Raw genomic sequence first — 14,697 nt, forward strand, 5'->3', positions numbered from 1 at the left:
ACTCTAAGAAATGTACCAGATACCGATAGAATAAAATCCTATGTAGATAAGGAAGATATAAAAAATGCGGTTGTTATTGGGGGAGGATTTATTGGGGTTGAAATGGCAGAAAACCTTAAGGAAAGAGGCTTAAACGTAGCCTTAGTAGAGGGTGCACCACATATATTAGCACCTTTTGATTCAGATATGGTAACTTTTGCAGAGAAGGAATTAGAGGATAATGGCGTAGGAATTGTACTAAATGATGGTGTTAAAGAATTTAGAGAAGAAGGAACTGGGTTAAATGTGATTCTAAACAGTGGGAAAATCTTATATGCAGACATAGTTATACTTGCTATAGGAGTAAAACCAGACACGGCATTTTTAAAAGAAACTGGAATAGAGTTTGGTCCAAAGGGTCATATAATAGTAAATAATAAAATGGAAACTAATGTTAAAGATGTGTATGCAGTGGGAGATGCTATTGAAGTAGTAGATTTCATAAATGGAAGTAAAACTGCTATTGCACTTGCAGGCCCTGCAAATAAACAAGGAAGAATTGCGGCAAATAATGTATGCGGTCTAAATTCAATTTATAAAGGAACTATGGGAACAGCAATTATTAAAGTATTTGGATTGACAGGTGCAAGTACAGGAAATAACGAGAGAATATTAAAATCAAAGAATATACCATATAAGGTTATATATCTTCACCCTAATTCAAGTGCTGGCTACTATCCAGGTGCAGCTCCAATGACAATAAAGCTTATTTTTAATAGTGAAGGAAAAATATTAGGGGCACAAGCTTTCGGATATGTTGGCGTAGATAAGAGAATAGATGATATAGCAGTTACTATGAGGCTTGGTGGTACAATTTATGATTTAACAGAGCTGGAACTTGCATATGCCCCACCTTATTCTTCAGCTAAAGATCCTGTAAATATGGCTGGATTTATTGCAGAAAATGTTTTAACAGGCAAAGATGAAATAATACTTCCAGAAGATATAGATAATAGAGATAAAAATAAAACTCAGATTATTGATGTAAGAACTGAATTGGAATGTAGTAATGGCCGTATGGAAGGAGCTGTAAACATACCTTTAGTTAATATAAGAACTAAAATGAATGAGTTAGATAAAAGCAAAGAAATATTAGTTTATTGTCAGGTAGGGCTTAGAGGATATATAGCTGCAAGAATTTTAAGGGCAAGTGGATTTAAAGTAAAGAATTTAATAGGTGGATATAAAACTTATACTATGAGTAAATTTAAACCAAGAGATGTTGTAATGAACAAGCAATTCCCTATGGATTTAAAAGAAAGAGAAGTTAGTGTAAGTTTAGAGAGTAATTTAAATGAATATGGAGAGGCTGCTGAAGCATATAAAAAAGGACACTTTGACAAAAATATTGATGCTTGTGGACTATGTTGTCCGGGACCTCTAATGCGTGTTAATAGCGATATACAGGATATGGAGGAAGGCGAAATCTTAAAAGTTACAGCATCGGATCAAGGATTTTATGAGGATATAAAATCTTGGTGTGAAAGAACCCACAATGAATTATTGAACAGAAAAAAGGATAAAGGAAACATAATAGCCTTTATAAAAAAAGGTAGCAAAAAACAAGTAACTGAAAATAGTGATTTGGTTAATGCCTGTGCTATTGCACAAAAAGACAATAAAACATTAGTTGTATTCAGTGGGGATTTAGATAAAGCCTTAGCATCTTTTATAATAGCTAATGGAGCAGTTGCTATGGGTAAAAAGGTTACAATGTTCTTTACCTTTTGGGGATTAAACATTCTAAGAAAGCACGAAAAAGTCAGTGTTTCAAAGGGGTTTATGGATAAGATGTTTGGGGTTATGATGCCTAGAGGAGCTAAGAGATTAAAGCTTTCTAAGATGAATATGCTTGGAATGGGAACAAAAATGATGCAAATGGTAATGAAGAAGAAAAATGTTTCTTCATTAGATGAATTAATCGGAGCAGCTATTGACAGTGGAATAGAAATAGTTGCATGTCAGATGAGCATGGATGTAATGGGGCTTAAACAAGAGGAGCTAATAGATGGAGTTAAAGTAGGTGGCGTAGGGTACTATCTAGGAGAAGCTGAAGATTCTAACGTTAACTTATTTATATAAATACTAGCCAAAATAAAAATTATGAAAGGAAGGTTATTAATTATGACTAAGGTAATAAATAGCAGCGAATTTCAAAAGAATGTTTTAAATAGTAATGAAACAATATTGGTAGACTTTTTTGCAGAATGGTGTAGTCCATGTAAGATGGTTGCTCCAATCTTGGAGGAATTAGGCATGGAGCTAGAGGGAAAAGCAAAAATATTTAAGGTAGATGTAGATAAAAGTAGTGAGTTAGCTCAAAAATATGAGATTGCTGGTGTACCAACACTAATGATTTTTAAAGATGGTAAAGCAGTTGATAAAATAGTAGGTTTTCAACCTAAAGAAACACTAAAGTCCATATTAAAACAATATTAAAATTATATGAAAAGTTCTTATAATATTATGAGTAAACGCCTATACCTTACTTTACAGGGTAATTTAAGATATAGGCCATTCTTTTATATCAATATAAAAATTCTTTTTAGGATACTTTTCTGTGCATCAACTAATCAATTTCCTTATTTGTTTCTAATAAAATCAAGCATTTTCGTAGGGGTGCAACTTGGTACGATAAGCTGGCATCTTCTTTTCTTGATTTGTTTATTGTGCTTTGATATTTATTTTGTACAAATAGTATAGGAACTGTGCCTTTTCAGACACACCCTAGCGTTAAACTAAATTTTTTTAATTTCAAAAATAACTTCGTCACAATAGTCTGGACATTGAACTATAAGTTTTTCTCCAAATCCCATTTGCTCTGGAGTAACGCCTTTTCTAGTGGCGAATACAAAAGGAAAAAAAGATTGTAGTGCCATTACGCATATATTGTCCGTGTTCTTCATATCTACCAGTGTATTTTTTATAGATATTTTATCTCCTTTTTTATAACAACTACATTTAGATTCTATAACTTCTATTACAACATATTCCATAAATATCTCCCCCTGATATGCAGTATTTAATTTAAACCTTTGTGTTAGTTCATTAACTATTAACTAATTGCTAAGCGAAATGTACAATGTGTTTTCTTATACATTTATCCGAACGCGGTAATTAGCGGATACTCCCATCTTCTCCAAAGTGGGAGATAAGCGCTGCAGATAAGTTCTTCCCCTAAAGGATAACGTATTCTAAGTACTAAAGACACTAAGAATACTGTTAATAAGTTTCAGATGGAGAAAAGCATTTTTCATAAGTAAACTCCACCTGAATCTAAGGAGAACTTGATGAATGAACTTTATAGTGATGAATTTTTTTATTTTAATATAAAAATCTTATAGAGTCAAGGGATTTATTGATAATCTATCAATATAATAGAAAAAAGCTGATAAATTATCAGTTTTTTTAGAAATCACAACAAATGTATTGATTTCTCCTAATTTCACTGCTCACTATCCATAAATAGTATTTAACGATAATATTAAATATGTTAAATTTTTACATTGTAGAATTGGAAGTACCGATTTTCCGTTTTCAGTAAGAGTATATTCTACTTTAGGTGGAATCTCATTATATTGCTTACGATTGATAATTTCATCTGCAATCAATTCTTTTAGCATTGCAGCAAGTACTGAGTCAGTAATATTATCGAGTTCTTTTCTGATTTCATTGTATCGCATTACATTATTAGCAGATAACACACAGATAATCCTTGATTTCCATTTACCGCTGAAAAGTTCAATACCGTACTCGATAGGACACATGATTTCTTTCTCAAGTTTTGGCTTATATTTCATTATTATTTCCTCCAACCTCTTCTTAGAATTAGCACTAAATGTTCAATTACAGTTGTAAGTAATGAAGAGGTAAATATGAGATAGGTTCCTAATGAAGCATATTGACATAAGAGTTAATTTATAATAACATATTATATAGACTGGTTGTTATAATTCTATTTATGAAAGGATATAACTTATGAACTCTGAAAATAATTCAAGAGAAAAAATACTTAATACTGCGACTAAACTTTTCCAGATCAATGGGTTCAATGCTACTGGATTAAATGAAATTTTAAAAGAAAGCAAATCGCCTAAAGGCTCTCTTTATTATTATTTTCCGGATGGCAAAGAACAGTTAGCATTGGAAGCAATTCACTTGGCAAGCAAATCTATAATAGAAAAATTGGAAACTACTCTGAATAAATATTCAGATCCCATTAAAGCCATAAAATATTTGATAAATAATATAATAAATGATTTAGAAGAAGAAAATAAGCTTCAAGGTATCTCGGTAAGTTTAATAGCTTTAGAGACATATTCCTCAAATGAACATTTGAGAGAAGCTTGTAAAAGTGTATTTACAGAATTAAGTTATGTGTATGCTAAGAAATTGGTTCAAAATGGTTTTTCAAAACAAAAAGCTAAAGAATTAAGTATGGCCATTGAGATAATGATTGAAGGAGCTATTACCATCTCTGTTACAAGAAAAGATACTATTCCACTTTTAACAATTAGTAATATTGTAGATGTTTTGTTGAGTCAAAATTAATATCTTTCTAAACAACTTCTGATTCTAATATATAGACTGGTCTAAATATTAAAACGTGATAAGAGATTAAGGAGGTAATTTAATATTATGATACAGAAACAGACGTTTTTAAATGCCAGAGTAGATGTAAAACATCCCTATCTGGTTATGTTGGGATTATATTTAGGTGCATTTACTGGTATGTTCGGTGAAACATCTATGAATATTGCACTTCCACAATTAATGGATACTTTTCATATTAGTGTAGGAATTGCCCAGTGGTTGGTGGTTGGGTACATGCTTGTGATTGGGGTCGTTCTGCCTTTTACCAGCTTATTAATGAAATGTTTCCCTGTAAGAAAACTGACATTTTTTGCTTTGGGAGCATTTATGATTGGTTCCCTTATCAGCGGTTTTGCACCTGATTTTAGGATTCTTCTGGCTGGCCGCATGATTCAGGGAATTGGTACCGGAATAGTTCTTCCTATGATGTTTTCAGTGATTTTGGAGGTTTTTCCTCCAAATAGAATTGGCTCCGCCATGGGATCAGCCTCTTTGGTAATTATGTTTGCACCAGCAATTGGACCAACTCTTTCTGGCATCTTTTTAGGAATGCTTTCTTGGCGTTGGATTTTCTTTTCATTTGTTATTATATTAGCAGTTGCTATGATTTTTGCAGGAATCTATATGGTGAATCCTTATAAGCCAACCAAACCGAAAATTGACAGAATATCCTGCTTAACTTCTGTTATTGGGTTTGGGGGTATGGTACTTGGCGTTAGTCTAGCCAGTGAATTTGGATTCTCTGTTCCAGTCATTCTGGCGTTGATAATCGGCATCATTACCACTATACTTTATGCAAGAAGGCAAATGCAGCTGGAAACTCCAGTCCTTGATTTAAAAGCGCTTACTGTTTCAAGATTCCGAACGGGAACAATGTTGGTAATGTTAAACTTTGCCATTATATTATCAGCTATGTATTTGGTGCCGCAATATATTCAGAACGGGCTGTTGGTTCCGGTAGCCACAGCCGGTTTGATTTTACTTCCAGGAGGGCTACTCAATGCTTTTATTTCCTATATTTCCGGGCGATTTTATGACAAATTCGGAGCAAAATATCTCGTGAAAATTGGATTCTTTGTTTCCATTGTCAGCATGATTATGTTGCTATTTACATCATCCAACAGTTCTGTTGCTTATGTAATTTTGTGTCATGTTATTTTAATGATTGGTATTCCTCTAGCAATGTCACCGGCTCAGATCAGTGCACTGAATGCACTTCCACAGGATCTGTCAAGGGATGGAAGTACTATCGTAAATACAATGCAGCAAATAGTTGGTGCTATTAGTGTCGCAATTGCCACATGTCTACTTGGTATCGGACAAACTTTCTATTTCTCTGATGGTGGTAAAAATAAAGCAGAAGCATTTGTGGAGGGTTCCCATTACGGATTTTATTTTGCTCTGGCGCTTTCTGTAATTGGATTCTTTATTTCTTTCAGAATCAAGGATACAGAGACGGAAAAACTATAAGTTTGATTTTAGGGCGTTTTGTATGAGTAAGGTATCATACTTTCATACTTTTTAAACTACGTCCAATAAATACGTAAGATTAAGGGGTAATAAAAGGGGAACTGATCTATACTGCAAAGTAAACGAAATTAATTGGTATAGTAAGGGCTGATCTAAGAAGCCATATTAGAATGGATAATGATACTTTTGTAGATGTAATGGATAATGCTATTTCAGCTCATGTAAATTGGATTAATACTCTCGAAGCTATGGCAATGAAATGCTAATACGACCATTACAGACAGATGGTCATAGATGTGGATTTGGACATTTTATGAATCAGTAGTACCAGAAGATGAAGGTATAAAATCATATGGGATAAAATAGATTCAATACACTTGGAATTGCATAAAATTGGACATATAGTAATTGATAAGATTAAGTCTGGAAGTAGAGATGAAGCTTTAAGTAATGCTAATAGAAAAAGGGAAACGAATAATTTCATTTCCCTCTAATAATCTACTTTAGCATATTCCGTCTCTAAATCCGTGTCCACATCCGCACAATAATAATAAAATTATTATTATAACTATTACTTGGTTTCCGTGACCACAATTATGATGTCCGCATGACATAAAGATCTCTCCTTCTTATCTTAAACATATATTTTTAGTTATCCAATTTATTATCATTTGTTTTATATCATATTGCTTTAATTAAGCCTATAAGATTTTAGTGATTTAGAACATTTTTCTTATCATCTTTTGTTATATACTTCTATAATATTAAGAAGATATATAAATGTTACCGTGTCAGATAAATAGACATAGCAAAAAATTCATAAGTCATAGAAGGCCAATAAGGGCATTTCGTACACTAAACATATAATAGTGATATTTCAACATAAAAATAAAGCAAATCCCATACACCTAGAAAGGTTGTATGGGATTATAAAATTTACTTAAGCTTTAAATTATTTCTTATCTCCTTTCTCATTTTTACTAATTCGGGAAAATTATAAAATAATAATACTTTCTTTTCAGCTATGGTTTTTCCACTTGGTTTATTTTGAAAAACAAATACTCTAAAGCATTCAGCTATATCTTCTTCTGGATTCGTTGAAGCATATTCCGAAACAAACTGATTTTTATATTTTTCATAAAAAGCTAAATTTTCTTGTTCATCATTTTGGTTAGCTTTAATACTATTTGATTTTTTATAATCACCATATATATTTGACCAGAATTTTTGATAAAATATATTTAAATAGGACTGCTTTTTAGTTGTGCCTTCATCTGTGACATAGGTTGCGCTATTTTCTTTAAGTTCTGGTTCAATTTGTTTATAATTTAAAGTTATAATATGTCCAAACTCATGAACAATAGTCTCATTTAAATCTTTATTTAATAATTTTCCTTTTTCATCAAATGCATCTTGTATATTTAAACCGAATGTCCATATTGTATTACTATCATCTGAATCTACATAAGCCATTGTATTATCTTTTTCATCTGTAACTACATCGAATCTATTAATTGTGTTTAAATATGCTTTAGGGATTATTTGTTTTACCCTCTCCCACATTATTTTATGTTTTTCTATATCATTCTTTGATAATTTTTTATTACTTTTAAGTTGGAGCTGGCCATCTTTTACTTTATATGAGGCCATTAGGTTGTCCGTACCCTCTGTTGCTTTATTACTTTTACCGCCAGTATATTCTAAAGTTGTTTTATCTACTGCATCTATACTCTGTGTTTTCAAGAAAGATTTGTTAATTTCTTTAGCTTGTACACTTATTGGTATAATTGAAAAAATCATCGTTGAAATGGTCATGTTCATAACTATTTTTTTGAATTTCTTAGATATCATTATTGTTACCTCCTAAGTTTTTTAAACTTATCTTTATGTGTATGACTTACGTACAGTGAAGATGGTATGTTGACTAGGGGTTAAATCACTAATAAAAAAGTATAGAAGAAAACATAACCAGGTTCTAAAATATAAGTTAAATCCGCAAAAAAACTTATAAAAAAAGAGAACTTGGCTATGCCAAATAATCAAGAATATATTATAACAGAGTTAAAAGAAATGCTATATAATATTCTATCCATATCATCCAAAATACCCAATAATTTAGTATATATTGTAGTAAAAACATTTTAGAGGGGTGTCGCTAACATTTTCGATAAAACCCCCGCTAAGGAATAAAGTGGATAATGTTTTATTGTTTCACCTTTAGACTATTTAGTTACCAGCAAGAGGCCAATGATACATAAAGCAATTCCACAAATTTGATGAAATGAAATATTGTCTTTATATATAAGGACACCAATAATCAACAAGACGCAGGCTAGACTGATATTGGCTACAAGTGAACCTGTACTAACATTCCATCCAACTCTGTAAATATAAATATACCCGAATTCAAGTGCAACGACTGAAAATCCCAAAGCTACAGCAGTCCAGTTTGTTTTTTGAATTTCAGTGATTATATTTTTATTCTCATTTGTAATAAAAAATAATAGTACAGATAATAAAGCAGCTGTAAAATAGGTTATAGAAAGTGATGCCAAAGGGTGTACTTCACTAGGTGTTAATTTTGCGCTGATATTATATAGAGTATTTGCTGCTACAACAATTATAATAGGCCAAAGTAAATCAATCATAATATGCCTCCTAAAATAAAAAACCGCAAACAAAAACCTTTGTTTGCGGTAGGTGTTCACCCGAACTTCTCAATATTTTTGATTTAACGTATCATGTTTTTTAACATTTGTCAAATTCCAATTTGCAGAGTTGGTGTATGATAATTTTAGATTTAGTTCTGTGGGAGCTTACTGCACATTGAGACGGAAACATGGCGCAACACAGGCGCCAAGCTCCTCTACGCCGAACCGTATTGGCTGGAAGTTGTAATGGTTGGGGTCGGCCTAAATCATATATAAATTGCAGTAAGTAAATTAATTAAAAAAAAATTAAAGGATATTATACTTTTATGTAGAATAATAAATATACATTCAGAATATTTTGGCATTTGATATTAAGCCATATTAAAAAGTTTAGAAGATTACAATGATATATGCAATCCATATATCATTAAAATAAAAAGTTTACCAACATTAAGTAGATTGTTTAGAAAATATTATGGCAATATGAATAAATAAATTTGAAAAAAACTTGATATTTAATAATTGATGTTGTATAATAATAATTGTTAAAAGATAAACGTAAAAATAATTACATAATATTAATATATAGGGAGGAATTTATAATGAAAAAATTTGTTTGTTCAGTCTGTGGTTATGTTCATGAAGGAGATACACCTCCAGCAAAATGTCCTGTTTGTGGTGCATCAGCAGATAAGTTTATAGAAAAGACAGAAGCTGGAGCAATCAGCTGGGCGGATGAACATGTAATAGGCGTTGCTAAAGGTGTAGATCCAAAGGTAGTAGAAGAGTTAAGAGCTAACTTTACAGGAGAATGTTCAGAGGTTGGAATGTATTTAGCTATGAGCCGCCAGGCAGATAGAGAAGGATATCCTGAAGTTGCAGAGGCATATAAGAGAATAGCTTTTGAAGAAGCAGAACATGCAGCTAAGTTTGCTGAACTATTAGGAGAAGTGGTAGTGGCAGATACAAAGAAAAATTTACAGGCTAGAGTAGATGCAGAAGAAGGTGCTTGTAAAGGCAAAAAAGATCTGGCAACTCTTGCTAAGAAATTAAACTATGATGCAATTCATGATACAGTACATGAAATGTGTAAGGATGAAGCAAGACATGGAAGTGCATTCCAAGGATTATTAAATAGATATTTTAAATAAGAGCTAGTATGCTGTTTTGACAAATATCATATTTATTAAATACAGAACAATACCGTTATAAATTAGTATATAAATGAGAGGAGGAAGTACTTACATTTGGTATATGTAAGTATAATAAATTTATGATTGATAATAAAGCATTTTACAAATTAAGTTATGGGTTATATGTTATAAGTTCCATTTCTGGAGGTAAAAAAAATGGTCAAATTGCAAATACAGTCTTTCAGATAACATCAGATCCAGCCAGAATTGCAGTAAGTATTAATAAGCAAAATCTTACTCATGAGTATATACAAAATAGTAAACTCATAGGAGTATCAGCTTTATCAACAGAAACTCCTTTGGAATTTGTGGGTAAATTTGGTTTTAAATCAGGAAGAACTACTGACAAGTTTTCAGGTGTATCCTTTAAAACAGGTGAAAGTGGTGTTCCAATAGTTGTAGATAACACAGCTTCATATTTTGAATTAAAAGTTGAAAAAGAAATAGATATAGACACTCATACTATATTTATTGGGAAAGTATTAAATTCAGAATTGATTAAAGATATAGACCCAATGACATATGCATATTACCAGGATGTAAAACGTGGCAAATCACCGCAAACTTCACCAACTCACATAGGAAATAAAAATAATCCTGTAAAAGATATGCCTAAATATCGCTGTTCAGTATGTGGATATATTTATGATCCAGCTGTAGGAGATCCTGATTCATATATTGAGCCTGGTACCTTATTCGAAAATGTGCCTAGTACATGGGAATGTCCAGCATGTGGTGTACCTAAAAGTAAGTTTAATCCATTAGTTTAAATATTAAGCGTGATCATATAGATTTAAGGATTTTTACATTAAGTTATAGGATTTACTTTGACATTCCAAAATTTACAAGGGTCAAAGTGAATCCTATAACAAAATACAACTATAAATATTACATTCATGCCTATTCAGTATTAGGAATGAAATATTTTATTTCTAATACTATTAAAGACACATTATTATCAATAGAAACAGGAACAGCCTAAACGAGATATACTTTATTAATTACATAACTATGTAGCATTCAATATAAAAATATATTGAACTGAATTTTATAGCACTTTTATCATATAATAATTATTAATAATGAATAGGAGGTAATCAATATGAATGCTTTAGAAATAAAAAAAGATATTTATTGGGTAGGAGCATTGGATCCAAACCTTAGAATATTCGATATAATAATGAATACACCTTATGGAACTACTTACAATTCCTATGTAATAAAGGGAAGTGAAAAGACTGCTATATTCGAGACTGCAAAAGAAAGCTTCCTTGATGAATTTTTAGAAAGGCTAAATTCATCAAAGGTAGATGTAAAAAATATAGATTACATAGTAATTGATCACACCGAACCAGATCATTCTGGTTCTATATCAAAATTGCTGGATCTTGCACCTAATGCAAAACTTGTAGGCTCTAAGGCTGCACTTAGATTTATAAAATCCATATCAAATAAAAAATTTGATTCTATTGCAGTAAAAGACGGTGATACTTTGAGCCTTGGAAATAAGACCTTAAAATTTATTTCTGCACCATTTCTTCATTGGCCTGACTCCATATATACTTATGTTCCAGAAGACAATATTTTAATTACCTGCGATTCCTTTGGAGCACACTACTGTAATTCAAATATATTCAACGATTTAAATGAAGATGAAAAAGGCTACATGGATGCTTTAAAGTATTATTTCGATGGTATAATGGGTCCTTTTAAAAAATATGTACTTGAGGCAATTGACAAAATTAAAGATTTAAAAATTGACGTTATATGTCCTGGGCATGGTCCTATCTTAAGAAAAGATCCTCTAAAAATAGTAAATCTATATAAGGAGTGGAGTGCACCTGCAAAATCAAATGAAAAAAAATATATAGTAATACCTTATGTATCTGCCTATGGGTATACTTCCTCTCTTGCAAATAAAATAATTGAAGGTATAAAGGATTCTGGAGATTTTGAAATACAACCTTACAATGTAATTTACAGTGATGTAAATGAAATTATAGAAAATATAGGGAAAGCAGATGGAATTTTATTTGGTTCTCCAACTATTAATGGGGATGTTTTAAAACCAATTCTTGATATATTGATTTCTTTAAACCCTATAGTACACGGTGGTAAAGTGGCTGCTGCCTTTGGATCTTATGGGTGGAGCGGTGAAGCTGTACCAAATATTGAAGCTAGATTGCAACAACTTAGGATGAACTTATTAACTCCAGGACTTAAAATAAATTTTAAGCCATCTGACGAAGAGTTAATGTCTGCTTATAACTTCGGAAGAGACTTTGCAAAAAAGGTTATAGAAAACTCAGATGAAACTCTTGAACCTCTAAAATCGGCGTCTGTGAAAAAATGGAAATGCACCGTTTGTGGCGTAGTAGTTGAGGGAGATAATCCTCCTGAGACATGTCCTGTATGCCGTGTTGACTCAAGTAAATTTATACAAGTGTAGTGGCTGATTATAATCTTTCTGTCTAAATATGGTAGTATATACAATATAAATTTGGAAATTATAGAATATACTTAGCTACTAATTACAGAGCTGCTATTACCCCATTTAGGTTAAAAAATAAAGATAAAGTAAAAATGTTTTTTTATTTTATCTTTATTTTAATGATAATTATATTATTATTTATGGTAGAAAATCAACTTTTAATGGACTTCTCTCTACTAGTCTAGGATAATTATATTTTGGGTAGCCTACCATAACAGCTCCGGTTATTTTTTTACCTTTAGGTATATTAAATAATTTAAGCATTGGAGAATTATCTTTAAGAGCAATCCTTTCAAATATACCCGCCCAACATGATCCTAATCCAAGAGTTGGTGCATACAGCTCCATATATGCCAATGAAAAAATGGTATTTTCTCTCCCTCTTGGAAAATCTTCACCTGTAATTGCCAGAATAAGACTAGGAGCTCCTCTTAAAATAGTATCTATTCCTTTTTCAATATACACTTTAATAAAATCATCAAATTTTCCACTCAAAGCCTTATCATTTTTTAATTTATCTACAGTAACTTTAACAGCTTCATCAAGTATTTTCCTATTATCTATGATAATATAGGATACACCTTGTAGATTATGTCCTGTAGGTGCATAATGTGCTATATTAACAAGTTCTATTAACTTTTCTCTTGAAACTGAAGTTTCTTTGTAAGAGCGTATTGAACGTCTTGAACGAAGAAAGTTTTCTGCTTCTTTAGGACTTAATTTGGAAAACTTTTTCGAACTTTTTTGATTGATTAATGGTGTTTTTATATTATCAATAGCTGCCCGTGGGCAGACAGCTACACAATGTCCACAGGCAATACATTTTTCGGAACAACTATCTTCCGGACCATTTTCTACAATTCTCAATATCTGAACGGGGCACTCATTTACACAAATTCCGCATTTGATACATTTCTGTTGATCTACAGTTATTAAATTCATTTTCTTACTCCTCCCAATAATAATCTATGATAAAATTTAAATTAATAAAATTATTTTGCAGTTTTATGAACAATGACTGCTATAATTTGAGTTGCTATTCCAAAAATACAAACTCCATACCATCCAAAGTGTGCATAACTATAGGATCCTAGAAAAGAACCAAATGCTCCTCCTAGAAAAAAGCTTACCATATATATAGTATTAATTCTGTTACGCATTTCATCATTTAAAGAATGCACTCTGGTTTGATTGGAAACATTACCTGATTGGACTCCTAAATCAAGTAATATAATTCCTAAAATCAGTCCCCATACCTTAAATCCAAATAGAAGAAAGAATATATAAGAAATTGTTATAACAACTATACATATTCCTATAACAAATCTAGAACCCTTCTTGTCAGCCATTCTTCCAACCAAGGGGGCTGCCAAAGCACCGACGATTCCAACTAACCCCAATAAACCTGCTGCCTGAGAACCCATGTTGTAATGAGCACTTCCAAGTAAAAATATAAGTGATGTCCAAAATGCACTGAAAGCTGCAAATATCATAGCTCCATTAATAGAAGCTTCTCTTAAAACTGATTCGGTTTTTATTAGTTGTATCATCGATTTTAATAACTCAATATATTTAATATTAGAAACAGGTTTACGTACTGGTATTAGTTTTCTTAAAGCTATTATAAGAATTATCATCATAATTGCTGCAATAACATACACTGCTCTCCACCCTAGGTATCCACCTAAAATACCACTAAATGTACGTGATACTAATATACCAATCAATAGACCACTCATTACTGTACCTATTATTTTACCTCTCTCATTTGGAGCTGATAGCTGAGCAGCTAAAGGAATAATAAGCTGAGGAATAATTGAAGTAAATCCAACTGCAAAAGAAGAAATTATCAACATAAATATATTATGAGAAAAAAACATACTTATAAGAGAAAGTATTGAGAATAAAAGCATTATAGTTATTAAATTTCTTCTTTCTCTTATATCTCCAAGAGGCAATATAAATATCATTCCAACTGCATATCCTATTTGTGTAAGCATTGCAGCAGATCCAACACTAATTTCACTGACATTAAACGTCTTAGCTATATCCGCCAGCAAGGGCTGTATATAATATAAATTCGCTACAGTGAGCCCGCAAGCTACAGCCATAACCATAATCAATAAATTATTTAGTACAGGCTTATTTTCCACAAAATCGTTATTTAAGCTTTCCATAATCTCCACCCCTCGTATAATAAGTTTATGGTCAGTTAAATAACTGCTATAGACTTATTTATTTTTTATATTTTGTATAGATT

At 31.5% G+C, this 14,697-nt stretch carries 13 protein-coding genes; 7 read left to right on the forward strand and 6 right to left on the reverse strand.

From position 1 onward, the window contains the following. Positions 1-2,121: DsrE/DsrF/DrsH-like family protein (locus ACJDU8_RS23785; protein WP_406794665.1), on the forward strand; the 2,121-nt coding region annotated here is incomplete at its 5' end. Positions 2,122-2,163: 42 nt separating this feature from the next. Beyond that, entirely contained in the window at positions 2,164-2,478 is a 315-nt protein-coding gene (gene trxA, locus ACJDU8_RS23790) for a thioredoxin (RefSeq protein WP_406794666.1), read from the forward strand. A 299-nt stretch (positions 2,479-2,777) separates the two neighbouring features. Here the strand turns inward: trxA and ACJDU8_RS23795 are convergent, their stop codons facing one another. After that, a complete protein-coding gene (locus tag ACJDU8_RS23795) occupies positions 2,778-3,035 on the reverse strand; it encodes a TIGR04076 family protein (RefSeq protein ID WP_406794667.1) in 258 nt (85 codons plus the stop codon). Positions 3,036-3,494: 459 nt separating this feature from the next. After that, complete coding sequence (locus tag ACJDU8_RS23800; protein ID WP_406794668.1) at positions 3,495-3,839, reverse strand: winged helix-turn-helix transcriptional regulator; 345 nt, start codon at positions 3,837-3,839, stop codon at positions 3,495-3,497. A 178-nt stretch (positions 3,840-4,017) separates the two neighbouring features. Here ACJDU8_RS23800 and ACJDU8_RS23805 point away from each other — a divergent pair, with 178 nt between their 5' ends. Both ACJDU8_RS23805 and ACJDU8_RS23810 read left to right on the forward strand, forming a co-directional pair. Beyond that, positions 4,018-4,590: a TetR/AcrR family transcriptional regulator gene (locus tag ACJDU8_RS23805; RefSeq protein WP_406794669.1), complete on the forward strand. Its 573-nt coding sequence runs from the start codon at positions 4,018-4,020 to the stop codon at positions 4,588-4,590. Between the two features lie 87 nt (positions 4,591-4,677). Continuing rightward, entirely contained in the window at positions 4,678-6,102 is a 1,425-nt protein-coding gene (locus ACJDU8_RS23810; protein WP_406794670.1) for a DHA2 family efflux MFS transporter permease subunit, read from the forward strand. Between the two features lie 936 nt (positions 6,103-7,038). Here ACJDU8_RS23810 and ACJDU8_RS23815 read toward each other — a convergent pair. After that, a complete protein-coding gene (locus tag ACJDU8_RS23815) occupies positions 7,039-7,953 on the reverse strand; it encodes a hypothetical protein (protein ID WP_406794671.1) in 915 nt (304 codons plus the stop codon). A 371-nt stretch (positions 7,954-8,324) separates the two neighbouring features. Then, positions 8,325-8,750 carry an EamA family transporter gene (locus tag ACJDU8_RS23820; RefSeq protein WP_406794672.1) on the reverse strand — a complete coding sequence of 142 codons (426 nt, stop codon included), beginning with the start codon at positions 8,748-8,750 and terminating at the stop codon, positions 8,325-8,327. A 605-nt stretch (positions 8,751-9,355) separates the two neighbouring features. Between ACJDU8_RS23820 and ACJDU8_RS23825 the strand changes: the two genes are divergently transcribed. The 3 genes from ACJDU8_RS23825 to ACJDU8_RS23835 all read left to right on the forward strand — a co-directional run bounded on the left by ACJDU8_RS23825 (position 9,356) and on the right by ACJDU8_RS23835 (position 12,395). Continuing rightward, positions 9,356-9,904 carry an NADH peroxidase gene (locus tag ACJDU8_RS23825; RefSeq protein ID WP_406794673.1) on the forward strand — a complete coding sequence of 183 codons (549 nt, stop codon included), beginning with the start codon at positions 9,356-9,358 and terminating at the stop codon, positions 9,902-9,904. 122 nt (positions 9,905-10,026) lie between these two features. Next, positions 10,027-10,716 (forward strand): flavin reductase, encoded by a 690-nt coding sequence (locus ACJDU8_RS23830; RefSeq protein ID WP_406794674.1) that lies wholly within the window; start codon positions 10,027-10,029, stop codon positions 10,714-10,716. A 332-nt stretch (positions 10,717-11,048) separates the two neighbouring features. Further along, positions 11,049-12,395, forward strand: a complete 1,347-nt coding sequence (locus tag ACJDU8_RS23835) for an oxygen-binding di-iron domain-containing protein (RefSeq protein ID WP_406794675.1) — start codon at positions 11,049-11,051, stop codon at positions 12,393-12,395. Positions 12,396-12,575: 180 nt separating this feature from the next. Here ACJDU8_RS23835 and ACJDU8_RS23840 read toward each other — a convergent pair whose 3' ends face one another. Together ACJDU8_RS23840 and ACJDU8_RS23845 are read right to left on the reverse strand one after the other, a co-directional pair. Continuing rightward, positions 12,576-13,379, reverse strand: coding sequence for a nitroreductase family protein (locus tag ACJDU8_RS23840; RefSeq protein WP_406794676.1), 804 nt, complete (start codon positions 13,377-13,379; stop codon positions 12,576-12,578). A gap of 50 nt (positions 13,380-13,429) precedes the next feature. Next, complete coding sequence (locus tag ACJDU8_RS23845) at positions 13,430-14,614, reverse strand: MFS transporter (protein ID WP_406794677.1); 1,185 nt, start codon at positions 14,612-14,614, stop codon at positions 13,430-13,432. Positions 14,615-14,697: the final 83 nt, after the last annotated feature.

The sequence above is a fragment of the Candidatus Clostridium eludens genome (assembly GCF_045310515.1).
In the GTDB taxonomy this organism is placed as follows: domain Bacteria; phylum Bacillota; class Clostridia; order Clostridiales; family Clostridiaceae; genus Clostridium_B; species Clostridium_B eludens.

What these genes read in the sequence shown, in the direction of transcription:
- ACJDU8_RS23845 (WP_406794677.1), bottom strand. Translation starts at nt 14,614, where the DNA reads ATGGAAAGCTTAAATAACGATTTTGTGGAAAATAAGCCTGTACTAAAT.
- ACJDU8_RS23825 (WP_406794673.1), top strand. Translation starts at nt 9,356, where the DNA reads ATGAAAAAATTTGTTTGTTCAGTCTGTGGTTATGTTCATGAAGGAGAT.
- ACJDU8_RS23830 (WP_406794674.1), top strand. Translation starts at nt 10,027, where the DNA reads ATGATTGATAATAAAGCATTTTACAAATTAAGTTATGGGTTATATGTT.
- ACJDU8_RS23810 (WP_406794670.1), top strand. Translation starts at nt 4,678, where the DNA reads ATGATACAGAAACAGACGTTTTTAAATGCCAGAGTAGATGTAAAACAT.
- ACJDU8_RS23795 (WP_406794667.1), bottom strand. Translation starts at nt 3,035, where the DNA reads ATGGAATATGTTGTAATAGAAGTTATAGAATCTAAATGTAGTTGTTAT.
- ACJDU8_RS23820 (WP_406794672.1), bottom strand. Translation starts at nt 8,750, where the DNA reads ATGATTGATTTACTTTGGCCTATTATAATTGTTGTAGCAGCAAATACT.
- ACJDU8_RS23800 (WP_406794668.1), bottom strand. Translation starts at nt 3,839, where the DNA reads ATGAAATATAAGCCAAAACTTGAGAAAGAAATCATGTGTCCTATCGAG.
- ACJDU8_RS23840 (WP_406794676.1), bottom strand. Translation starts at nt 13,379, where the DNA reads ATGAATTTAATAACTGTAGATCAACAGAAATGTATCAAATGCGGAATT.
- ACJDU8_RS23805 (WP_406794669.1), top strand. Translation starts at nt 4,018, where the DNA reads ATGAACTCTGAAAATAATTCAAGAGAAAAAATACTTAATACTGCGACT.
- ACJDU8_RS23835 (WP_406794675.1), top strand. Translation starts at nt 11,049, where the DNA reads ATGAATGCTTTAGAAATAAAAAAAGATATTTATTGGGTAGGAGCATTG.
- trxA (WP_406794666.1), top strand. Translation starts at nt 2,164, where the DNA reads ATGACTAAGGTAATAAATAGCAGCGAATTTCAAAAGAATGTTTTAAAT.
- ACJDU8_RS23815 (WP_406794671.1), bottom strand. Translation starts at nt 7,953, where the DNA reads ATGATATCTAAGAAATTCAAAAAAATAGTTATGAACATGACCATTTCA.